The following is a 21,072-nucleotide window of genomic DNA, read 5'->3' on the forward strand; positions in this document are numbered from 1 at the left end:
CCAGGACAACCTTTTCACCGCATCTGCTGTACGCTGGAAGCGCTGCTCGCATCCAGACTGGCAAGATCGCACACCCACCTGGATGGCACCCGATGCAAGCACAAGGCCAAAGCAGAATGTCGACTGAAAAACCGAATCCCGGCATGTTCAAGCGGAACCCGCCGATCGCCGGAGAAGCAGACGCTATCGAGCGCGCCAAGAATGGCGACGCCGACGCGTTCTCCAAGCTCTACGCGCTGCACAAGCGCCGCGTTTACACCCTCTGCCTCCGCATGCTCGGCAACGTCACTGAAGCCGAGGACATGACGCAGGAAGCGTTCCTGCACCTCTATCGCAAGCTCGGCAGCTTCCGCGGCGAGTCGGCCTTCTCCACCTGGCTGCACCGCCTCACGGTGAACCTCGTGCTGATGCACCTGCGTAAGAAGGGCTTGCAGCTCGTTTCGCTCGAAGAGACCATCAACCCGAGCGAAGATGATGCACCGAAGCGCGATTTCGGCTCCAAGGACCTGAATCTTTCAGGCTCCGTGGACCGCGTCACGCTGGAGCGCGCAGTGGCTTCGCTGCCCCCGGGCTACCGCATGGTCTTCGTCCTGCACGACGTCGAAGGCTTCGAACACAACGAGATCGCGACGATGCTCGAGTGCTCCACCGGCAACTCCAAGTCGCAGCTCCATAAGGCACGCCTGAAGCTGCGTGACCTGCTGCGCAACCCCGAACAGCTTGCCACGGTGCCTGCCCGCAGCAAGGAGGTAGTGCACTAATGGATCTCAACGCTGTGAACTTCGACAACATGACTCCGTCGGAGTTTTCTAACTACCTGCCCGAACTGATCGCCTCGGCCGACGGCGCAAGCCTGACCGACGATCCGCGTCTCACCAACTTCCTCGCCGCAAACCCCGATGCCGCCGCGCTTGTGCGCGACCTCGAGGCCATTGCCGCCGCCGCGAAGAGCCTCTTCGAGCCCGAAGCCGAGGTCGAACCACCGGACACGCTGTGGTCGAACATCGCTTCGAAGCTCGGTCAACCCGACCCGAGCGAAGCGTAGACAAATCGCACCAAGCAGCGGCGGCCTTCGGGTCGCCGTTTGCTTTGCCCTTCTTCCAGCTCCCTCGCCTTCCCTCCTCCCTCGTCTTCCTCTACCCTTGAACTCGATATGAGTTTTCAGTTCGAACTGCGTCGCGTCATCGAAGGTCACGAACACTTTTCGCTTGAAGAAGCGCGCCTGCTGATGCGCCGCATCCTGGCCGGCGAGGCCTCCGACATCGAGATCGGTGCCCTGCTCGGCGCGTTGGCCGCTCGCGGCGAAACCGCCGAAGAGGTCGCAGGCTTCGCGCTCGCACTGCGCGAGCAGGCCGTGACGCTGCCGCTTACCGAAGACGAGCGCTCCCGCATCGTGGACACCTGTGGCACCGGCGGCGACACCTCCGGCACCTTCAACATTTCGACCGCTTCGGCGCTCGTCGCGGCCGCTGCCGGAGCGTCGGTCGCCAAGCACGGCAACCGTGCGGTCACCTCGAAGAGCGGTTCGGCCGACGTGCTCGAAGCGCTCGGTATACCCACCGACCTCGCGCCCGATGCCGCAGCGGAAGCCCTGCGACGCCATGGCTTCGTCTTCCTGCACGCGCCCTCGCACCACCCCGGCATGAAGGCCGTGATGCCCGTGCGTCGCGCCATCGGCATCCGCACCGTATTCAACGTACTGGGCCCGCTGCTGAACCCCGCTGGCGCGCGCCGCCAGGTGATGGGCGTCTACGCAGAACGCCTCGTACCGCTCGCCGCACAGGCCATGACGCACCTCGGCACCACCCACGCCCTCGTCGTGCACGGCGAAGGCGGCCTCGACGAACTCTCGCTCGCCGGAACCTCTGCGGTCGCCGAAGTGCGCACAGGCCAGCCGGTCGCGCTGCGCAGCGTTGAACCGGAAGACGCGAAGCTTCAACGCGCTCCGCTCGGCGAACTCGTCACGACGAACGTCGAGGACAGCGCCGCCGTTCTGCGAGGCATCTTCGCCGGAGAGCGTGGCCCCCGTCGCGACGTCGTTCTGCTCAACGCCGCAGCCGTGCTGCAGGTCGCCGGGCTCGCCGACACGCTCGCCCAGGGCGTGGAAAAGGCCGCCGCCGCAATTGATGCTGGCCGCGTACAGCAACTCGTCGTATCCTTGCAGCGATCCTAAAGGAGACTGTTCCGATGGCACGTGTGACCGGTATTGGCGGCGTTTTCCTGCGTACTCCCGACCCCAAGCGACTGACAGCCTGGTATGAGAAGCATCTCGGCCTGAAGCCCACGGACTTCGGCATCATGCTGCAGTACGACGACGACATCGCAGCCCAGCCCAAGGGCACGTCCATGACCGTCTGGTCGCCATTTCCGCAGCACACCGAATACTTTGGTCCCGACAATCAAGCCGTCATGATCAACTACCGTGTCGACGACATCGACGCGATCGTCGACGCGCTGACCGAAGCCGGCGAATGGGTCGACCCCAAGCGCATGGACGAAAGCTACGGTCGCTTCGCCTGGGCCAAGGACTGCGACGGCAACCGCATCGAGCTGTGGCAGCCGCTCGGCGACTAAGCCCTTCCGAAGAAACGATAAAAGATCGCACATCCGCACCGATAATCGGAGCGGACTCTTGCAGTGCGTTTCCCGACACCCATACGATGGCAGACGTTACGCCACGCGTAAGAATCCCCGAGGAGCACTCATGAAGATTCACGAGTACCAGGCCAAAGAAATCCTCCGCAAGCACGCTGTGACCGTGCCGGACGGCGAGATGGCCACGACCATCGAAGAAGCCGAACGAGCAGCGAAGAACCTGTTCGACGCAGGCCATAATGTTGTGGTCGTCAAGGCACAGATCCACGCAGGCGGCCGCGGCAAGGGCGGCGGCGTCAAGCTCGCCAAGAGCCTCGAAGAAGCCGTCACCGCGTCCAAGCAGATTCTCGGTATGCAGCTGATCACGCACCAGACCGGTCCGCAAGGCCAGAAGGTGCAGCGTCTGCTGATCGAGTCCGGCTCGGCCATTGATCGCGAGCTCTACCTCGGCCTCGTACTTGACCGCGCTTCGGCGAAGGTCGTCTTCATGGCCTCCAAGTCCGGCGGCATGGAGATTGAAGAAGTCGCTCACGAGAACCCCGACGCGATCTTCAAGGAGTACATCGACCCGGCCGTGGGCTTTGCTCCCTTCCAGGCCCGTAAGCTGGCGTTCAAGCTCGGCCTCACGCCCGCGCAGGTTGGTGAAGCGGTCAAGTTTATGACCGGCCTCTACAACGCGTTCATGGAAACCGACTCGTCGCTGATGGAGATTAACCCTTTCATCACCACGAAGGACGGCAAGCTCGCGGCGCTCGACTGCAAGATCAACTTCGACGACAACGCGCTCTTCCGCCACAAGGACCTGAAGGAACTGCGCGACGTTGCGGAAGAAGATCCGCTCGAAGTGGAAGCCTCGAAGTTCTCGCTCAACTACATCAAGCTCGATGGCAACATCGCCTGCATGGTGAACGGCGCCGGTCTCGCGATGGCGACGATGGACATCATCCAGCACTCCGGCGGCTCGCCCGCGAACTTCCTCGACGTCGGCGGCGGCGCCAACCAGGAGCAGATCGAGAACGCCTTCGGCATTCTCCTCTCTGACCCGAACGTGAAGGCGATCTTCATCAACATCTTCGGCGGCATTCTGCGCGTGGACGTGCTGGCAACAGCAGTCGTGGCAGCGGCGAAGAAGCTGAACGTGCAGATCCCGATCGTCCTGCGCCTCGAAGGCACGAACGTCGAAGAAGGCCGCAAGATCCTCGCCGACTCCGGCCTCAACTTCCAGACCGGCGCAACGATGAAGGAAGCGGCTGATCTGGTCGTGGCGGCAGCGAAGGGATAGCTTCTAGCCTCTAGCTCCTAGCTTCTAGCCCAAACCTGTTGAGTCGTACGAGGTTTGTATATGTCGCAAAAGGTCGAAGACCTGCAGGTTTGGCAGAAAGCTATTCAGCAAAGTGTTGCGGTCTACAAATTGACCGAGCACTTCCCGAGGCAGGAGATGTATGGACTTACCTCGCAGCTTCAACGGGCAGCCGTTTCTGTAGCGAGCAATATTGCCGAGGGACGAGGCCGACTCAACAACGGTGAGTTCCGACAGTTTCTCGGTATGGCACAGGGTTCGAATTACGAAGTACAGACACAGCTCGTCATCGCAAAAGAGCTAGGTCTGGGAAATCAAGATCGCATCCAGCAGGCTCAATCGCTGAACGCAGAGGTGGGACGAATGCTCACCGCATTCATCGCGACTGTTTCAGCGAAGGGCTAGAAGCTAGAAGCTAGGAGCTAGAAGCTTATGTCAGTTTTGGTTGATAAGAATACTCGCCTCATCGTTCAGGGCATCACCGGCCGCGAAGGCACCTTCCACGCGAAGAGTTGCGCGGAATACGCGAAGCAGTTCGGCGTTGACCTCGTCGTCGGCGGCGTAACGCCCGGCAAGGGCGGCACCACGCACGAAGGCTGGCCCGTATTCAACACGGTGGAAGAAGCCGTGCAGGAAACCGGTGCAAACGCCACCGTCATCTTCGTTCCGCCGCCCTTCGCGGCAGACGGCATCCTCGAAGCTGTCGATGCGAAGATTCCGCTGGTCGTCTGCATCACCGAAGGCATTCCGGTGCTCGACATGGTGAAGGTGTGGGACGTGGCGAAGAACTCGTCCTCGCGCCTCATCGGACCGAACTGCCCCGGCGTCATCTCGCCCGGCAAGGCGAAGATCGGCATCATGCCCGGCCGCATTCACAAGGAAGGCAACGTCGGCATCGTCTCGAAGTCCGGCACGCTGACCTATGAGGCCGTGTACCAGCTCACGCAGCGCGGCATCGGCCAGTCGACCGCCATCGGCATCGGTGGCGACCCGATCATCGGCACCACGCACATCGACGCGCTCAAGCTCCTCAACGAGGATCCCGACACCGAAGCGATCATCATGATCGGCGAAATCGGCGGCTCGGCTGAAGAAGCAGCAGCGGAGTACATCAAGCAGCATGTGAAGAAGCCGGTTGTCGGCTTCATCGCCGGCCAGACGGCGCCTCCGGGCCGCCGCATGGGTCACGCTGGCGCGATCATCTCCGGCGGCGAAGGCACCGCAGCCAGCAAGATGGCGGCGATGGAAGCTGCAGGCATCACCGTCGTGCAGACGCCGAGTGAAATCGGCGAAGCCATGGCGCGCGTGCTCGGTAAGGCGTAAGCGACCGCAGAAGCACTGAAAGCCCACCAGCGATGGTGGGCTTTCTTCTTGCGTTCAAGCAGCTTATGCGTCCGTCAGGTAAACTAATCGAAGTGCGTTCAGCGTGCTCTGATGTCGAGCGAACGCCGTATTCACCGCCATTTGCGCGGTCAGGAGATTCCCCCAGTGTCACAGCGTACTTTCAGCATCATCAAGCCGGACGCGGTCAAGAACGGCCACGCCGCAGCCATCCTCGCCGAAATCTCGAAGGCTGGTTTCAAGCTCGTTGCGATCAAGAAGATCGTGCTCACCAAGGAGCAGGCCGCAGGCTTCTACTACGTGCACGCTGCGCGTCCGTTCTTCGGCGAGCTCGTCGACTTCATGAGCTCGGGCGTGATCTACCCGATGGTGCTCGAGAAGGAAAACGCGATTGCCGACCTGCGCACCCTGATGGGCGCCACCGACCCGGCCAAGGCTGACGAAGGCACCATCCGCAAGATGTTCGCCACCTCGATCGGCGAGAACGCCATCCACGGTTCGGACGCGGAAGAAACCGCTGCATTCGAAATCCCCTACTTCTTCGCAGGCTACGAACTCAAGTAGATCGTCTCCGCTGCAACGACAAAGGCCGCGTCTTCGGACGCGGCCTTTGTCGTTGCCAATCATCTTGTGCCCCACCTTTGCGCAAGTGCCGCGCAGAGATGGGAGAGGCAAAGGTCCGCCGAGCTAAGCATCCTGCAAACCCACATCTCATGGAGCCGAGATGTGGGGCACCCGGATCAGCGCACTTCACTTCTGGAGAGGCACTTCAATTCCGGAGAGGACGCGTTAGCGGAAGAGCGTGAGGTCCACCGCATCGGCCATGCGCTGGTAGCCTGCATCGCTCGGGTGCAGGTGATCGCCGAGATCATACGCGGGCAGATACCGCTTCGGATTCGCGGGGTCCTGCGTGGCCTTATCGAAGTCGATCACGGCATCGAAGTGGCCACTCGTGCGAATCCAGGCGTTGATCTGCTCGCGGATCGCCTCGCCGCTCTCCGAGTAATACTTCGCACCCTCGTACGGCGTCAGTGTCGCGCCAAAGATCTTCAGGCCGCGCTCATGCGCGCGGTCGATCATCTGCTGCAGGCCGACGATGAGGTCGATCGCCGTCACGGCCTCGGGCGTTCCCGGCTGCGAGGTCATGCGGCCAATGTCGTTGATGCTTTCGAGCACGATCACATACTTCGCACCCGGCACCGCGAGCACATCGCGATCGAAGCGCGCCAGAGCGTTCGGGCCAGTCTGGTCATGCAATACGCGATTGCCGCCGATGCCCTCATCGACGACCGCGAGATGCTTCAGCTTCGCATCCGCCAGCACGCGCGCGGCGAGGAAGTTTGGGTAACGGTGGTTCGCGTTCAGCGTGGAGCCGTGGCCATCGGTAATGCTGTCGCCAAAGGTCACGACCGTCGCCGCGTCCGACGCGGAGAAGACCTCAACGCCCTTCAGGAAAAACCAGGGTCCAAGCTTCTTCGCATCCGCCATCATCTCGGCGGTGAGCTGATTGCCCGCAGCGCGGAAGTTCTCCTGCGCGGTGTAGTTGTGCGCCGTGCAGATCGTCATCGTCTGCTCGGGGACGTACATACTGACCGCGAGATCAGCCGCCGCGGGAATCTCGAACTCTACGGGATCGCTCACCATCAGCGCGCCTGCGGGGATGACGACCGTCTCGCGTCCGCCAAACTTCACGACCTGCGACGATCCCGGCTTGATCACGCCATTGCCGGCGCTCATTGCCACCGAGACGCCGTTGATCGTCAGCGGCGAGGTGCCGAACTCATTCGTCAACACGATGCGCGTGCCACGGCCGCCCAGCGAGAGATGGACGAAGTTGCGAATCGTCATCTCCTTGAAGGTGTCTGATTTGCTCGGACTCGCGACAGGCGCGGCGGTCCAGCTTGCCACCCAACGTCCCTCCGACTTCTTTTCGGCGTGAAGCATCGACGCGGGCAAGGTCAATGAAACGGCAAGCAAAGCGATCAACGAGCGGCGCACAGCAATCTCCTGAAACGATATTGCTCGCATTCTACTCAGCGCGCTTGAACGCCGTGCAAACAGAAACGCCCTCGCCGCAGCGAGAGCGTCTCAAAACTTCGGGCCAGACTAGCGAAGTTCTTTATCGAGCTTCACGAGTTGCTCGCCGTCAAGCTCATGGCGAATCTGCACGAGGATGTGCGCATTCAGCTTTTCGAGGTCCGCACGCGCCTGCGCCACGCGGTCAATCGCCGCAAAAACCTTCGACTCATCCTGCAGGTCCGGCGTGCTCATCGAGCCTAGCTTCTGCTCTTCGCGCTGCAGGTTGTTGTAGGCCGAAACAAGCTGGCTGCGGTTCGCCGTGAAGATGTCGTCCATGCGCTTCTGCTGATCGGAGCGGATGTTCAGCGAGTGCGAAACTTTCTTGTCGTCCCACCAGCGCCCCGGCGGGCCAAGCATGGGGCCGGAGCGCATACCGCCGCCAGAGAACCCGCTGTTGCCGCCACCGAAGTTGCCGTTAGGCGACGAGTTGTTCATGCCGCCGGGTCCGCCGAGGCCACCATGCATCCCGCCGCCGGGGCCCTGGCCACCGCCACCGGGGCCGCGTTGCGCAAGCGACGTCGCGGCGCTCAGAGAGACGCACGCAGCCAGCGCGAGTTGTAGAAAGCGTCGATGCAAGGCAAGGTCCTTCAGGAACTACAAGGTACTACGGTTGTCGCGGAGATCTTTGGCTAATCTCTCACGAGGTTTTTGTGCGAAGCGCGCGTGCGTTCCGACTGCGGCTCCATCGCGTAGCTGGCGAGCGTCGCATCCTGCGAACCCAGCGCGCGGTCAATGTCCTGCAACATGCGGTTGTCGTTGTCGATCTGCTCGGAAGTTGCGGCCACCGGCGTCACGTTCGCCATGCCCGTGTGGCTGATCGCCGCCATCGTCTCCGGCTGAGCCACAGGAGCAGGCGTCATGCGATCACGCATCACCGGAATCGCCACGCCTACGGCCAACGCTGCGGTTGCAGCCATCGCCCAGCCAAAGCGGTGCGAGGTGCGCGGCCTGGCGAGGATCGCCGCGCTCGCAGGCATCGTCGCCGAGCGGCGCTCCGCCCACGCCAGCGACACATCGCGGAAGCTGGCAAACGGGGCCTCTGCTTCGCGCACGCGCGTCTGGCAGGCCTCACAGCCGGCCACATGCGCCGAGACTTCGGCAGAGGCGTCGCCGATCAGCAGATCATCGAGTTGTTCTTCAGAAAGGTGCATAGTGTTCTTCACTGCGCAGCTCCTACCTGGGCGCGAACGGACTTCAGCGCACGGTGCAGGTGCGTCTTCACGGTATTCACCGGCATTTCCAAGGTTGCCGCGATCTCCGCAAGGTCCATCTCTTCCACAAAGCGTAGTAGGAAGATTTTACGCTGGTTGGGCGAAAGATGCTCCAGCGCCGCCTGTACATGGGATGCCTGTTCACGCGCTAGAATGCGTGATTCCGGCGAAGATTCACCCGACGGAAGGAAGTTCGCCGCCTCCGTCACATCCACCGCCGAGGCCCGCGCCTGACGCCAGAAGCGGAACTTCTGCAGCCGCTGCTGGTCGCGCACCAGGTTCAGCGCAATCGACGTCAGCCAGGTGTTGATCGAGCAGTCACCGCGGAAGCTCTCGCGGCCGCGGTACGCCTTCAGGAAGGTGTCCTGCGTGATCGACTCGGCGAGGTCGGCGTCGCCGATGGAGAAGGTGACAAAACGCAAAATGCGCGGGCGGTACGTGCGGATCAGCGACTCGATATCATCGAGTTCGTTCGCCAACGGCACGGCTTCCGGCAGATCACTCATGGTGCTGGCATGGATGGCGAGCTGCATACTCAAAAGAGACGAGCCGCCCCGAGGAGTAAGGTTACACGTCCGGCAACTAATTTCGCCGGGAACACCTGCGTCAGCCAGCGTTTTTCACATCGAAACGCATCGTATAGCCAAATACTTAGGAGAATTCCCCTGTCCGACGCACACCAGACCGGCGCTCGATCCAACGACGAGCTGCACCCCGAACAGAAGAAGCAGCTTCGCGCCCTCGCCGATGGTGAGGCCCTCGACGAGAGCCCTGACGACGAGGACGCGCCCGACGCGCAGCAAACCCGCACCATTCGCGGACACATCGTCTTCTTCTTCGCGGTGCTGCTGTTCATCCTGCTGGCCTGGCGCCTGCGCCACGCGCTGGGAATCATCTACGTTTCGGCCCTCTTCGCCGTCGTGTTGATGCCGATGGTCGAGCCGATCACAAAGCTGCGCTTCGGCAAGTTCAGCCCCAACCGCACGGTCGGCGTAGCAGTGCTGTTTGTCGGCATCTTCGCGGCGTTGACGGCCTTCGTGCTCGTCGGCCTGCCGCCGGTGCTGCACGACATGCAGGGCTTCGCCTCTGAGGCGCCCGCGCGCATTCCGGAACTGGTGCAGCGTATGCACAAGCTCCCCTTTGCGAACCGCATCGGCATCGACCACATTGCGGCGCAGGCGGAAGGCGCTGCCGGCAACTTCGCGCACTACATTCTCTCCAGCGTGCCGGAGTGGCTCTCCGCGCTGATGGACCTCGTCGAAGCCCTGATTCTCTGCATTTACTTCATGCTTGAGGGCGAGTTCGCGTACTTCTACTTCCTCTCGCTGGTGCCGAAACGCAGCCGCGGACGTCTTGCCAAGACGCTGCTCACCGCCGAACAGCGCATGAGCAAGTGGCTGCTCGGCCAGGGCGCGCTGATGCTGATCCTCGGCGTCAGCTCGACGATCGTCTTCGCCGCGCTGCACGTGCGCTACTTCTTCCTGCTCGGCATGTTGATGGGGCTCTTCAACATCATTCCTGTCGTCGGCGGCATCATCACGATCGTGCTGGCAGCTGGCGTTGCAGCGCTGGACTCCTGGGCAAAGATGGGCGGCGTGTTGCTCTTCTACTTCATCTACATCCAGATCGAAAACGCCTATCTGACGCCGAAGATCATGCGCACGAGCGTCGACCTCATGGGTCTCGGCGTACTCGTCGCGTTGCTCTGTGGCACCACGCTCGCGGGCGTAGTCGGAGCCATGGTCGCGGTGCCGACCGCGGCGCTGGTCGTCGTGCTGATCGATGAATACCTGGTACAGAAAGACGCCGGAGCCGATCTAGCGCAGAAGATCGCGCAGTCCAGCCGTTCTTAGCGCTTCGCCAAACCCAGCCGCTCGATCACATGCGCGACCGTCGTCGTGGGATCGAGCGATGCTGTCTCCAGCACTTCATGCGCGATCGCCCGATAATGCGGCGCGCGGCGATAGAAGCGGGCCTCCGCCTCGTCCTTGTTCGCCAGCACCGGACGCACCGCTGTACCAGCCTGTAACGACTGCGCGATGCAGCGTTCGTACAACTCGGTGAACGGCGCTTCCAGCACGACGACGCGCGTAGCCTCGTCGGCCGCAAGTGCGTTGCGGTTTGCGGCGATCTCCGGAGCTCCGCCGCCGAGTGCGATCACCGTTTGCTCGCGCTCGAGCAAATCACCGAGCGCTGCCGACTCTACCTCGCGAAAGTAAGCTTCGCCGCGCGTGGCGAATGTCTGCGAGATCGTCTCGCCGGTACGCGCTTCAATGGCGTGGTCGAGATCCGCAAACGCCCAGCCCAGTTCCGCGGCCAGCAGAGCGCCGACCGTCGATTTCCCCGAGCCCATAAAGCCCGCCAACACGATGCGTTTTACGTCTTTCACAGGACTTTCAGTGTACGGCAGCCGGGCTCACGCGTTCAGGCTGCGATGCACAGCCCGCGCCAGGTCCTCTTTGCGGAACGGCTTCGTCAGCAGGCTGGGGTTCTCTTCCACAGCCGCATTATTCTGCAGCGCGTTGCGCGTGTAGCCGGACATATACAACACACGCAGGCCAGGCTGCATACGTTGTGCTTCGACGACCAGGTCCGCACCGCTGCGCCCGTTCGGCAACACGACATCGGTGAAGAGCAGGTCCACGGGCGCGTGCTGCGACAACACCTCCAGCGCCGTCTGCGCGTCCGACGCCACCAGTGCGCGATAGCCGAGCATGGTCAGCAACCGCTGCACGAGCCGACGGATCGTTGCATCGTCCTCCACGAGCAAGATCGTCTCTCCGCTCGCCGAGCGCGGCATTACGCCCGTGAGCATGGGCATTGGCTCTACCGGCCGCGCTTCGCCCTGCTGACGCGGCAGCAGCAGTTTCACCGTCGAGCCTTTGCCCACCTCCGAGGTGATCCGCAAATGCCCGCCAGACTGCCGGGCGAAGCCGTAGACCATCGACAGCCCTAAGCCCGTTCCCTTGCCCACGGGCTTGGTGGTGAAGAACGGCTCCAGCACGTGGTCGAGCACCTCGCGCGCCATGCCTACGCCGGAGTCCATCACGGCAATCTGCACATAGTCGCCCGCGACAGCTTCTGGGTGCGCTGCAAGATCGGCGGCCGTGAGCGTCACGTTGCGCGCCTCAATGCCCAGCACACCGCCAGATGGCATCGCGTCGCGCGCGTTCACGGCGAGGTTCAGCAGCGCGTTCTCCAGCTGCGACGCGTCCACCGACACCGGCCATAGCTTGGGCGGCAAGGTGCACTGCACCTGAATGGTTTCGCCTAGAGAACGACGGAAAAGCCCCGTCATGTCCGTGACCATGTGCGCCATATCCACCGACCGAGGCTCCAGCGGCTGCTGCCGCGAGAACGCCAGCAAACGTCGCGTGAGGCTGGCTCCGCGACGCACCGAGGCGAGCGCTTCATACGCCATCGAACGCACTTCGGTGTTCAGCTCAGGCTGCTCCACGATCATCTCGAGGTTGCCCAGCACGATCGTCAGCAGATTGTTGAAGTCATGCGCGATGCCGCCCGTCAGCTGGCCGATCGCTTCCATCTTCTGCGCCTGCCGCAGCTGCTTCTCCACGGCGTTGCGGCTCGTCACGTCGACGACCGCGACCAGCCGCAGCGCGCCCGGCCCCGTACCCATGCCTCGACTGAAGGTATCTACCTCAAAGACGCGCCCGCGCTTGTTACATTGCCGCCAGTTGCGCAGCGTGTAGAACTCCGCGCCGTTCGCATCACCCACCACCTCGCTCAGGCGTGGCTGTTCGTCGCCGGGATGAATGCTGCGCAGCGTCATCGCCAGAAATTCATTGCGCGCATAACCGTAGAGTTGCAGCGCGGCGTCGTTCACCTCGAGCATCCGCAGGTCCGACGGGCTATAGAGATACATCGGTAGCGGATTGCGCTGGAAGAGGTAACGAAACTCCTCGCGCGTGCGCTCTAACTCGGCTTCCACCTCGTTGCGACGCTCCGCCTCCTGCTGCAACTCTGCCGTCCGCTCCTCCAACGCGGTCGTGCGCTCGCCGAGCTCCAGAGTCAGGTTTACAAGGCTGCTTTCGATCGCTTTGCGCGCGCTCAGGTCCACCAACGTCAGCAGGAAGCAGTGGCTCTCGCCGGAAGGCGTGCGCGCCAGCCCCAGCTCCATCGGGAAACGCTCGCCGGTGCGCCGCAACGCGGTCAGTTGAAGATCATCGTTCGCCGAACGCGAGCGCAAGGTGCCGAGATGCTTTGCAGCGAGCCACGGATGATGCGCGCCCGGTCGTCCACCCGACAGACTGGCCAGAGGCACGCCTTCGAGTTCGCGGTCGCCGTAGCGAAACATCTCCTCCGCGAACAGGTTCGCGTAGAGCACATGCGCGGAGTCATCCACGAGCATGGCCGCAATGGGCACGGTGTCCGCGCAGAAGCGCAGCGACTCGAACCCTGCTTCGGATTGTTTGTGAGCAGAAAAACTCGGCGGCGTCACAGTCTCTATGGTTAGCGGGTGCGCCGCCCTCTTGTCGAGGGTGCTAGAGACTTTCGTGCACTCTTCGTCTCCCGAATTGGGACAAGCAGGTTACTTGCTTTGAACAAGTTCCAACTGCTGGCTGCCCACTTCGTCAATGTGCGGCGTGAAGTGCGCGCGGCAACGGGCTTCGTACATGCCCACGGCGCCCACGACGACAAGCTCCTGGGAGGCGCTCAGACGCTGCGTGTGGATCGCCGGCTGGCCACAGGTCATGCAGACCGCCGAAAGCTTCGTCACCTTGTCCGCCATCGCCATCAGCACCGGTACGGGGCCGAAGGGCTCAGCTTCAAAGGTCATATCGAGTCCACCGAGGATGACGCGCTTGCCAAGCGCGATCAGCTCGGCGACCAGCGGAATGATCTCCGGCGAGAGAAACTGCACCTCGTCGATACCCACGACTTCGACCTCGTCGAGGATGGGAAAGAGCACCGCGCGCAGGTCTTCGACGTTGCGCACCGTGCTGGCGTCATGCGTCTGCTGCGAGTGCGAAGCGATCGACGTGCGGTGGTACCGCATGTCGATGTCGGGCTTATAGCAAGCCACACGCTGCCGCGCAATGCGCGCACGCTTCAGGCGACGGATCAACTCCTCGCTCTTGCCCGAGAACATCGGGCCGGTAATCACTTCAAGCACGCCTGGAGGTGTCGTCTGCATCGTCGGTGAAGGCTATCCTAGCGCGTCCGGGGTGTGAAAAAGGCGGACAGAATTATCGGTTTTGACCAGAGGCACGGCACGGCCTCAGCGCCGCTCTTACCGCTTAGTTCGCCGCTTGGCGTCGACCTTCGGCCAGTAGCGGAATTCGTCGGCGAAGAGCTCGCCCGTAAGGTCCGCGACGCGGAGCTGCATCCGAGCCTGCGCGTCGGCGATCGCGCTGTTGTAGATCGCCGGGCCGATCTCCTCGAGGATGTAGTTCAGCAGCAGCCCGGCGGGCATGTCGCCGAGTTCGCGATCGAAGTTCTCCTCGAAATATCGCTGCAACGAGGCGATCGCGTCCTTGCGTGCCACATCCTTCAACTCCACTGCGTCGTTCATGCCGTACACTCCTGTCCCCTACACCCTAAACCCTGCCTGAGGGTGTAGGCTGGTCGAAACCGAGTTTGGGTGGCGCAAGAGCGCAAGGAGACAGGAATGCGAGCGAATTGGAAGAGTGCGGCAATGGCCGTGGCGATGGCTATGACGACAGTTGCCGGAGCGCAGATGGCCAAGTACAAGCCCCTCAAGGTGGAGTTCAAAAAGGCTGACGGCACGCCGGCAGGAACCGCCATCATCAAGCCGCTGCAGAACGGCGGCATCCGCCTCAAGCTCGAGCTCAAGGGCCTTCCCGACGGCGAGCATGGCTTCCACATTCACGAGCATGCTGACTGCACCGGCCCGGACTTCAAGTCGGCTGGCGGCCACTTCAACCCGACCGGCAAGCACCACGGCTTTGAAAACCCCATGGGCCACCACGCGGGCGACACGCCGTCGAACCTCGTTGTGAAGGACGGCAAGGTGAAAACCGAGTTCGACCTGACCGACGTCACGCTCGACCCGCTCTCGCCCAACTCGCTCTTCGCAGGCGGCGGCACCTCGCTGGTGATTCACGGCGGCGTGGATGATGAAAAGTCTGATCCTGCAGGCAATGCCGGTCCCCGCATCGCCTGCGCGGTCATCACGCAGCCTTAACTTTCCCTTTCTGTAAAAATCTATTGGCTTCAAGGGAACCGTCGCCGCCATGCTTGCGTATAGAGCAACATGGCGGCGATGACCATCTCGACAGGTTGGCTCAAAGGACGGAACCAGACGTCCGCGGCCTGGGCTCCCACGGTGGAGGTAAAGCTCCCCGAGGTGATGCCGCAGCGCGAGGTGCGTCGCCCGCAAGCCAGCCGTTTTGAGACGCTTCCAACCAACCCTGATGCGGGCAGGCAGTTGAATCCCGCGAACCGCCCGCTCGGGGAGCAGACAAAGATGTCGTCTCCGGAAGACCCCAACCTCAAGGCTGAGCAGCCGAACGCCGAACGCGCGGCCATGCTCGCCGAGCAGGCCGCCCTGGCCGAGCTTGCAGTGCGCTGCCTCACAGGCGACGCCGAGGCATGGGAGAAGCTGGCGCGCAGCCAGCACCGCCGGGTTTACGCGATCTGCTACCGCTTTACGGGCTCCCAGACCGACGCCGAGGACATGACGCAGGAAGTCTTCCTGAAGATGTACCGCAACCTCGGCAGCTTTGACCCGACCAAGGGCGGATTCACCACCTGGCTCACCACGCTGACCCGTAATCTATTGGTGGACAGCTATCGGCGCAATCGCATGGATCGCGTTTCCGACTCCCTGGACGAACCCATGGGCGAGGACGAAAACGGCCCCAGCCGCGCCGATCGCCTGGCCGACCCGCGCGATAACCAGGAGCGCCATGTTTCCGGTCTGCAACTCCGCGCACAGATTCAGGACGCGCTCAAACAGCTCTCTCCGGAGCTGCGCGAGGCCGTCATCCTCCGCGACCTGGAGGACATGGACTACAAAGACATTGCCGACGTGCTCAGCGTTCCACCGGGCACCGTCAAAAGTCGAATAAGTCGCGGCAGAGCCGAGTTAGCAAGATTGTTGAAACGCTTAGAAAGTGAGGTGATGTGAGCATGAAGGACCAGAGCCAATTCGAAGATCTTCACAACGAATGCGCCGTATGGGAGGCGATGTGCCCGGATGCCGTCGACGGTCTGTTGACCGACGCCGAGCAGGCCGCCTTCGACCGCCACATCGCCGGTTGCGTTCGCTGCTCGGAAGAGTACGAAGCCGCCCAGCGCGGCGCCGCCTGGATGGGGATGCTCAAAGGCCACACGCCCGAGCCGCCCGAAAACATGATGGCGCGTATCCTTGCCGCCACCAGCGGGAGCGCCGAAGCCTACCAGCCCGCCGAAGCAATGCCGTTTGTGCCGCAGGCCGAGTCCATCTGGACGCGTCCGCGCCCCGAGCCGGTCAAGCAAGGCTGGGCCAGCCTGATCAAGACGAAGTTCGTCGATATGTTCCGCGTCGAGGGCGGCAGCACCGGCTTCCATCCGCACTATGCGATGACCGCCGCGATGGCCTTCTTCTCCGTGGCGCTCAGCCTGAACCTGATGGGCGTACGCCTCACCGATCTGCGCCACCTCGAGCTGAAGCCCGGCTCGATCGGCCGCCAGGTCGCCACGGCCAGCGCCTCAGCCGAGCGCTCGTTCTCGAACCTGCGCGTGGTCTACCAGGTAGAGTCGCGGGTCGACGAGTTCCGCAACAGCGACGACTCCGCGCCGCGCTATCAGCGCAATGACCAGCGCAATGACCAGCACAACGACGACCAGCCGAAGCAGGATGATCGCCGCGAACGTCCGCGTGGCACCAGCGAACTGACGCTGCCGCCCGCAGCAGCTCCGAAATCTGCAACATCATCGCCCGTAAGGAAGGAGGCCTAGCCATGATCGACGAAACGCAAGGCGCAGGCTGGCCACAAGACCCCAACTCTCCCCCACAACCCGCGGCCAGCGCCGCCGAAACCGTCGCTTACTGCCAGGACTGCGGCCGCCCGCTCACCCGTGAGACCATCCGCAACGTCGGCACCGGCGTCTTCTGCGAGCCCTGCCTTGAGATTCGTCTCGGCACCGCAGGCGCGCCCCCGGCGGGCGCAGCGTATACGCCCGGCGCGGTTCCGCCTCCGCCACCGTCGGCTGCCCCCGGTACCATGCCGCCCGTTCCCGGCGAACCGAGCCCTGCACTCGCAGGCTTCCTCGGTCTGATCCCCGGCGTGGGCGCCATGTACAACGGCCAGTTTGCCAAGGGAATCGCCCACATCATCATCTTCGCGGTGCTGTGCTCATTCTCGGACCACGTCTCGGAGTTCTTCGGCTGGCTGGTCGCTGGCTGGGTCTTCTATCAGGTCTTCGACGCGATCCACACCGCCCGCGCACGCCGCGACGGTACGCCGCTGCCCAACATGTTCGGCCTGAACGACATCGGCGAGCGTGTCGGCATTCACAGGAACGCGATGCAACAGCAGCAGCGCGCCGCGCAGAACCCCACGCAGCCGTGGACTCCGCCCACGCCGCCGGTCACCACGCCGCCGCCATCATCGCAGGCGAACTGGGCAGGCTACGTTCCGCCGACGAACTTCGGCGGTGGCTTCACCCAGCCAGCTCCGAGCGCTACGCAGATCGGCAGCCAGGACTTCGGACATACCTTCACCGGCGCAGCGATGCCGCCTGTGCAGCCGAACCCGTACGCCTCTCCCCTGCCCCCGATGCCTCCTCCGCAGCGCACCGGCATCCCCATGGCGGCGATCTGGCTGATCGGCCTCGGCGCCATCTTCCTTATCTCCAATGTCGTCCCGAGCTTCCACGTCACCGAGCGCTGGCTGACGCCAATCATCCTCGCGGTGGTCGCCATCGGCATCTTCATCCGCCGCATGACCGAGCTTGACCGTCTGCGCGACACCACCGGCCAGGAGGTGAACTACTTCACGATCTCCTGCCTCCGCTGGCCGATCATCCTCATGACGCTCTCGATCCTCTTCCTGCTGCAGGCGCTGAACCTCGCGTCCTTCGGTCAGACATGGCCTGTGCTGCTCATCGTTGGCGGTGGCCTGGCGTTCATCCGTCGTGCGACGGCTCCGACGGTCTACCCGGCCCCAGTGTGGCCGCAGCAGCCGGTGGCTCCTGTCGCTCCGGTTACGCCTGTAGCCGACTCCAACGAAGCAGAGAAGGGAGAGTTCTAGCCATGGCCGGATATCCTCCACCGCCTCCGCAGGGGCAGTATCCTCCGCCCTATGACCGCAACTCCGCCCGTGCGCAGCAACAGGCTTTCCGCGCTCAAGCTAAGGCCTTTGCGTACCAGCAAAAGCAGTACGCTCGCGCCATGCGGGACCAGGCCCGCGCACAGCGTCGCGCCATGCGCCGCCGCTCCATTGTTGGCCCGGTGATCCTCATTGCTCTCGGTGTGCTCTTCCTGTTGACGCAGCTCGGCCACCTGCACTGGCCAGAGGTCTTCTTCTGGATGGGTCACTGGTGGCCGCTCGTGCTCATCATCGCGGGCATCGTGATGATCGGCGAGTGGTTCTACCACCGCAGCCGCAGCGAGAATTACTATGCCCCCTCCGTCAACGGCGGCGTGATCTTCCTGCTCATCCTGATCGTTTCCATCGGCGCGAGCGCAGGTTGGATGGATCGCCACTCCGACGAGATCGGCCACGGCTTCTTCGACGCCAATAACGGTTGGAGCCGCATGATGGGCGAGTCGCACGACTTCGACGACTCCCTGACGGAGAGCATCACGCCGGCGCAGACGCTCGTGCTCCGCAACGTGCGCGGCGACCTCACGCTCACCGGTTCGTCGACCGACAACCAGGTGCACCTGGACCTTCACAAGCAGGTCTACGCCTGGCAGGACTCCGACGCGCAGGAGAAGGCCGACCGCCTGAAGCCCGCCGTCACCAACGATAGCGGACAGCTGCTGCTCGCTTTCCCGGATATCGAAGGCGCGACCAACGACCTTACCGTCGAGGTGCCGCACAACGTCACCGTCATCGTCAGCACCGATCGCGGCGACATCAACGTCAGCCAGATTCACGGCTCCGTCAGCGTCACCGCGAAGCGCGGCGGCGTCGACCTCAACGGCATCGCTGGCCCCGTCGACATTCACACCAGCTTCGACGATGCGAACGTCTCCGCGCACAGCATCACCGGCCAGGTGACGCTGCAGGGACGTGCCGGCGATCTCTCCTTCACCGACATCAACGGCGGCCTCTCGCTCGAAGGCGACTTCTTCGGCTCGACCCATGTCGAGCGCGTAAACGGTGTCACTCGCTTCCAGACCAGCCGCACGCAGTTCCAGGTGGCGCGTCTGGACGGCGAGCTCGACCTGAGCGGTGGTGCAGACTTCCGCGCGTCGCAGGTCCTCGGCCCCGTGACGCTCACAACGCGCAACCGTAACATCACGCTCGACCGCGTCGAAGGCCGCATTCAAGTGAATAACCGCAATGGCTCCGTCGACATCGTAAACGCCGCTCCGATCCAAGGCATTTCGGTAACGAACGAGAAGGGCTCGGTCGACATCGGCCTTCCCGACCACGCGGGCTTCACCGCCAGCGTCTCCACCCGCCGCGGCGATGTGGAGAACGACTTCAACCTGCAGCAGCGCGAGACCTCCGGCCTCACGGAGCTGCATGGCCCGGTCAACGGTGGTGGCGCGACGGTCTCGGTAACGACCACGGACGGTGACATCACCCTGCGCAAGGCGTCCGTCGAGCCGCTTCCGCCGACACCTCCAACGGCACCGAAGCTGACGATCGAGCCGCCGCCGCCTCCCACGCCGGAGAAGCCGAAGCAGCCCAGCAAGCCGAAGAAGCCCACCGCACCAGCCGCAACCACGGAGAAATAACTTCGCCACAAACCGGAAAGGCCCGCTCATCGCGGGCCCTTTCTTATGCAGCTTCTTCTTATGCAGCTTCGGGAGAACGCCACCACTGATTCGCAGTGAAAAGGTATCCCATTGCCAGCGTCAGGAACGTCAGATAGAAGTATCCATCGATGAGGATGTTAAGCATGATGAACGCGAGGAAAGCCGTCGTCATGCAAGCGAGGCAGCCCGCCGCCGTCGCACACTTCTTCGCGAATACCGCAACACCAAAGATCGTGACAAGAGCCGCCATCTGCACAGCCTTCAGATGCTCCGGCGTCACCACTTGCGCGGCCCAATGAGCAAGATTCATCGGACGAGCGTCTACCGTATGCATGAAGTTGTAATAGTTGCCGATGATGCCGAAATACACTTCATGCGTATGCTTCCAAAGAAACGGCCCCAGAATGATCACCGCCGTTGCGACAAAGACGAGCGTCGTCTGAACCGCCTTCTTGAGGCTTTCCTTCTGCCACGCATGAAGCAGAAGGAACGGAAATATCGCGAGCGTGAGCTGAGAGAAGTTCAAGGCAACGCCCAAAGCCACAGCAGCCCAGAGCAGGTCTCCTCGACAGATGAAGATCGCCAGCAACGTGAACACCAGCCAATAAGGCTGCAAGTAAAGATCGTGGCGATAAATCAGGTAATTCCCGACAAGGAAGACCGCGAGCACTGAAGTGACAACCCGCTTGCTCTCAGGTCGTGCTGCCCAATAAGCCACCACAGCAATCAACAGCAAATAGAACAGGCTCATCCATCGCGGATCGATCTTCAGCACTACGGCCGGCAAGTACGCTAGGTAGACCGCAGGCAAATACGGCGAGAACACATGCTCGGTCGGCCAGTAGTACCAATGGTATGGATAGTGTCCGTGGAGCAGTTCAGTGCACGCGGCCTGGATCATCGCAAACATGTCCGACCGCTCAATCGCGAGCGGAAAGCTCTTGATCGAGAGGGCCTCAAGCGCCGCGTACGCGCTGCAGACCACCGCGAGTCCCCAGAGAGGAGCTGAGGCTACCCTCGCTTGGCAGAGAAAGAATAGAAGGGCGATCGCCGCACATACCCCCAGCGTCAGTGCTGGGTGCCATTGATAGCCAAACGGTTGATAGTGGTGAGCTTCCTGACGCAGAACAAAGAAGTCCGCGATCACGAGCGCGATCCCATAAAACCAGGCAGTTTTCTCACCGGCAGCGATCGCCAGTTCACCGAACCACGTCGGCTTCAGGAACAAGGCAAACGCGAGCAGGAAGCAGCAGGTAAAGGGCAGGACGAAAATCTGCGCAGGCTTGAGGCCGTGCGGCAAACCATCCATAACCAGATTGATGCAAACCGACATGATGAGAAAGAACAGCAGTCGCACTTGCGTAAGCCGCGAAACCCCGACGAGATTCATCCACTACACTCCAAGAACAGCTACTGAGCTTTGCTCGCCGAACACAACTCCACAGACGATGGAACATTCTTCGCAGCTTGCTGATGTAGTCATCTTACCGCCGAATCTCATGCATCACCTAAACGCACGAAAGCCCACCTTTTGGGTGGGCTTTGCGTTTGATTTTAATGCCGGCGATCACCTAATCTCCCACACACTTGCGCGTGCAGTACCATCGGCCCAACGAGGCTTAACTTCCGTGTTCGAGATGGGAACG

General features: G+C 62.5%; 24 protein-coding genes and 1 rRNA gene. 15 read left to right on the forward strand and 10 right to left on the reverse strand.

The genetic code is table 11. From position 1 onward, the window contains the following. The first annotated feature begins 116 nt into the window (after positions 1-116). The 8 genes from OHL11_RS09400 (at position 117) to ndk (ending at position 5,800) form a co-directional block, all read left to right on the forward strand. On the forward strand, positions 117-761 hold the full coding sequence (locus OHL11_RS09400; protein ID WP_263371231.1) for an RNA polymerase sigma factor: 645 nt from the start codon (positions 117-119) through the stop codon (positions 759-761). Then, positions 761-1,045 (forward strand): hypothetical protein, encoded by a 285-nt coding sequence (locus OHL11_RS09405; RefSeq protein WP_263371232.1) that lies wholly within the window; start codon positions 761-763, stop codon positions 1,043-1,045. The genes OHL11_RS09400 and OHL11_RS09405 overlap by 1 nt, the downstream gene beginning before the upstream one ends. A 108-nt stretch (positions 1,046-1,153) precedes the next feature. Next, positions 1,154-2,173, forward strand: a complete 1,020-nt coding sequence (trpD, locus tag OHL11_RS09410; protein ID WP_263371233.1) for an anthranilate phosphoribosyltransferase — start codon at positions 1,154-1,156, stop codon at positions 2,171-2,173. Positions 2,174-2,187: 14 nt separating this feature from the next. Next, positions 2,188-2,574 (forward strand): VOC family protein, encoded by a 387-nt coding sequence (locus OHL11_RS09415; protein ID WP_263371234.1) that lies wholly within the window; start codon positions 2,188-2,190, stop codon positions 2,572-2,574. Between the two features lie 130 nt (positions 2,575-2,704). Next, complete coding sequence (gene sucC, locus OHL11_RS09420) at positions 2,705-3,877, forward strand: ADP-forming succinate--CoA ligase subunit beta (protein ID WP_263371235.1); 1,173 nt, start codon at positions 2,705-2,707, stop codon at positions 3,875-3,877. A gap of 60 nt (positions 3,878-3,937) precedes the next feature. Further along, positions 3,938-4,300, forward strand: a complete 363-nt coding sequence (locus tag OHL11_RS09425) for a four helix bundle protein (RefSeq protein WP_263371236.1) — start codon at positions 3,938-3,940, stop codon at positions 4,298-4,300. A gap of 27 nt (positions 4,301-4,327) precedes the next feature. Next, positions 4,328-5,218: a succinate--CoA ligase subunit alpha gene (sucD, locus tag OHL11_RS09430; RefSeq protein ID WP_263371237.1), complete on the forward strand. Its 891-nt coding sequence runs from the start codon at positions 4,328-4,330 to the stop codon at positions 5,216-5,218. A gap of 165 nt (positions 5,219-5,383) precedes the next feature. Next, on the forward strand, positions 5,384-5,800 hold the full coding sequence (gene ndk / locus OHL11_RS09435) for a nucleoside-diphosphate kinase (RefSeq protein WP_263371238.1): 417 nt from the start codon (positions 5,384-5,386) through the stop codon (positions 5,798-5,800). Between the two features lie 225 nt (positions 5,801-6,025). Here the strand turns inward: ndk and OHL11_RS09440 are convergent, their stop codons facing one another. The 4 genes from OHL11_RS09440 to OHL11_RS09455 all read right to left on the reverse strand — a co-directional run bounded on the left by OHL11_RS09440 (position 6,026) and on the right by OHL11_RS09455 (position 9,059). Next, complete coding sequence (locus OHL11_RS09440; protein WP_263371239.1) at positions 6,026-7,234, reverse strand: SGNH/GDSL hydrolase family protein; 1,209 nt, start codon at positions 7,232-7,234, stop codon at positions 6,026-6,028. Positions 7,235-7,342: 108 nt separating this feature from the next. After that, positions 7,343-7,891, reverse strand: a complete 549-nt coding sequence (locus OHL11_RS09445) for a hypothetical protein (RefSeq protein WP_263371240.1) — start codon at positions 7,889-7,891, stop codon at positions 7,343-7,345. A 53-nt stretch (positions 7,892-7,944) separates the two neighbouring features. After that, the gene (locus tag OHL11_RS09450) at positions 7,945-8,478 is read right to left on the reverse strand and encodes a hypothetical protein (protein ID WP_263371241.1); all 534 of its coding nucleotides are present in this window, start codon (positions 8,476-8,478) and stop codon (positions 7,945-7,947) included. Then, positions 8,475-9,059 carry an RNA polymerase sigma factor gene (locus OHL11_RS09455; RefSeq protein WP_263371242.1) on the reverse strand — a complete coding sequence of 195 codons (585 nt, stop codon included), beginning with the start codon at positions 9,057-9,059 and terminating at the stop codon, positions 8,475-8,477. The genes OHL11_RS09450 and OHL11_RS09455 overlap by 4 nt, the downstream gene beginning before the upstream one ends. Here OHL11_RS09455 and OHL11_RS09460 point away from each other — a divergent pair. Then, a complete protein-coding gene (locus OHL11_RS09460) occupies positions 9,042-10,379 on the forward strand; it encodes an AI-2E family transporter (protein ID WP_263371243.1) in 1,338 nt (445 codons plus the stop codon). The two genes, OHL11_RS09455 and OHL11_RS09460, sit on opposite strands and share 18 nt — an antisense overlap. Here the strand turns inward: OHL11_RS09460 and OHL11_RS09465 are convergent. The 4 genes from OHL11_RS09465 to OHL11_RS09480 all read right to left on the reverse strand — a co-directional run bounded on the left by OHL11_RS09465 (position 10,376) and on the right by OHL11_RS09480 (position 14,059). Next, positions 10,376-10,915: a shikimate kinase gene (locus OHL11_RS09465; protein ID WP_263371244.1), complete on the reverse strand. Its 540-nt coding sequence runs from the start codon at positions 10,913-10,915 to the stop codon at positions 10,376-10,378. The two genes, OHL11_RS09460 and OHL11_RS09465, sit on opposite strands and share 4 nt — an antisense overlap. 27 nt (positions 10,916-10,942) lie before the next feature. Continuing rightward, positions 10,943-12,985 (reverse strand): hybrid sensor histidine kinase/response regulator, encoded by a 2,043-nt coding sequence (locus tag OHL11_RS09470; RefSeq protein ID WP_263371245.1) that lies wholly within the window; start codon positions 12,983-12,985, stop codon positions 10,943-10,945. Between the two features lie 90 nt (positions 12,986-13,075). Next, the gene (locus OHL11_RS09475; protein WP_263371246.1) at positions 13,076-13,681 is read right to left on the reverse strand and encodes a thymidine kinase; all 606 of its coding nucleotides are present in this window, start codon (positions 13,679-13,681) and stop codon (positions 13,076-13,078) included. A gap of 96 nt (positions 13,682-13,777) precedes the next feature. Beyond that, on the reverse strand, positions 13,778-14,059 hold the full coding sequence (locus tag OHL11_RS09480) for a DUF2164 domain-containing protein (RefSeq protein ID WP_263371247.1): 282 nt from the start codon (positions 14,057-14,059) through the stop codon (positions 13,778-13,780). Positions 14,060-14,155: 96 nt separating this feature from the next. Here OHL11_RS09480 and OHL11_RS09485 point away from each other — a divergent pair, with 96 nt between their 5' ends. From OHL11_RS09485 to OHL11_RS09505, 5 genes are all read left to right on the forward strand, one after another. After that, complete coding sequence (locus OHL11_RS09485; RefSeq protein WP_263371248.1) at positions 14,156-14,692, forward strand: superoxide dismutase family protein; 537 nt, start codon at positions 14,156-14,158, stop codon at positions 14,690-14,692. Between the two features lie 69 nt (positions 14,693-14,761). Continuing rightward, the gene (locus OHL11_RS09490; protein ID WP_263371249.1) at positions 14,762-15,637 is read left to right on the forward strand and encodes an RNA polymerase sigma factor; all 876 of its coding nucleotides are present in this window, start codon (positions 14,762-14,764) and stop codon (positions 15,635-15,637) included. Between the two features lie 2 nt (positions 15,638-15,639). Continuing rightward, the gene (locus OHL11_RS09495) at positions 15,640-16,449 is read left to right on the forward strand and encodes an anti-sigma factor family protein (RefSeq protein ID WP_263371250.1); all 810 of its coding nucleotides are present in this window, start codon (positions 15,640-15,642) and stop codon (positions 16,447-16,449) included. Between the two features lie 2 nt (positions 16,450-16,451). Beyond that, a complete protein-coding gene (locus tag OHL11_RS09500) occupies positions 16,452-17,744 on the forward strand; it encodes a hypothetical protein (RefSeq protein WP_263371251.1) in 1,293 nt (430 codons plus the stop codon). A 2-nt stretch (positions 17,745-17,746) separates the two neighbouring features. Next, on the forward strand, positions 17,747-19,405 hold the full coding sequence (locus OHL11_RS09505) for a DUF4097 family beta strand repeat-containing protein (RefSeq protein WP_263371252.1): 1,659 nt from the start codon (positions 17,747-17,749) through the stop codon (positions 19,403-19,405). Positions 19,406-19,463: 58 nt separating this feature from the next. Here the strand turns inward: OHL11_RS09505 and OHL11_RS09510 are convergent, their stop codons facing one another. After that, positions 19,464-20,411, reverse strand: coding sequence for a hypothetical protein (locus OHL11_RS09510; protein WP_263371253.1), 948 nt, complete (start codon positions 20,409-20,411; stop codon positions 19,464-19,466). A 123-nt stretch (positions 20,412-20,534) separates the two neighbouring features. Here OHL11_RS09510 and OHL11_RS09515 point away from each other — a divergent pair, with 123 nt between their 5' ends. Then, the gene (locus OHL11_RS09515) at positions 20,535-20,843 is read left to right on the forward strand and encodes a hypothetical protein (protein WP_263371254.1); all 309 of its coding nucleotides are present in this window, start codon (positions 20,535-20,537) and stop codon (positions 20,841-20,843) included. Positions 20,844-20,984: 141 nt separating this feature from the next. Here the strand turns inward: OHL11_RS09515 and rrf are convergent. Beyond that, a 5S ribosomal RNA gene (gene rrf, locus OHL11_RS09520) occupies positions 20,985-21,072 on the reverse strand; the annotation flags it as partial.

Source organism: Granulicella cerasi, assembly GCF_025685575.1.
Classification (GTDB): domain Bacteria; phylum Acidobacteriota; class Terriglobia; order Terriglobales; family Acidobacteriaceae; genus Granulicella; species Granulicella cerasi.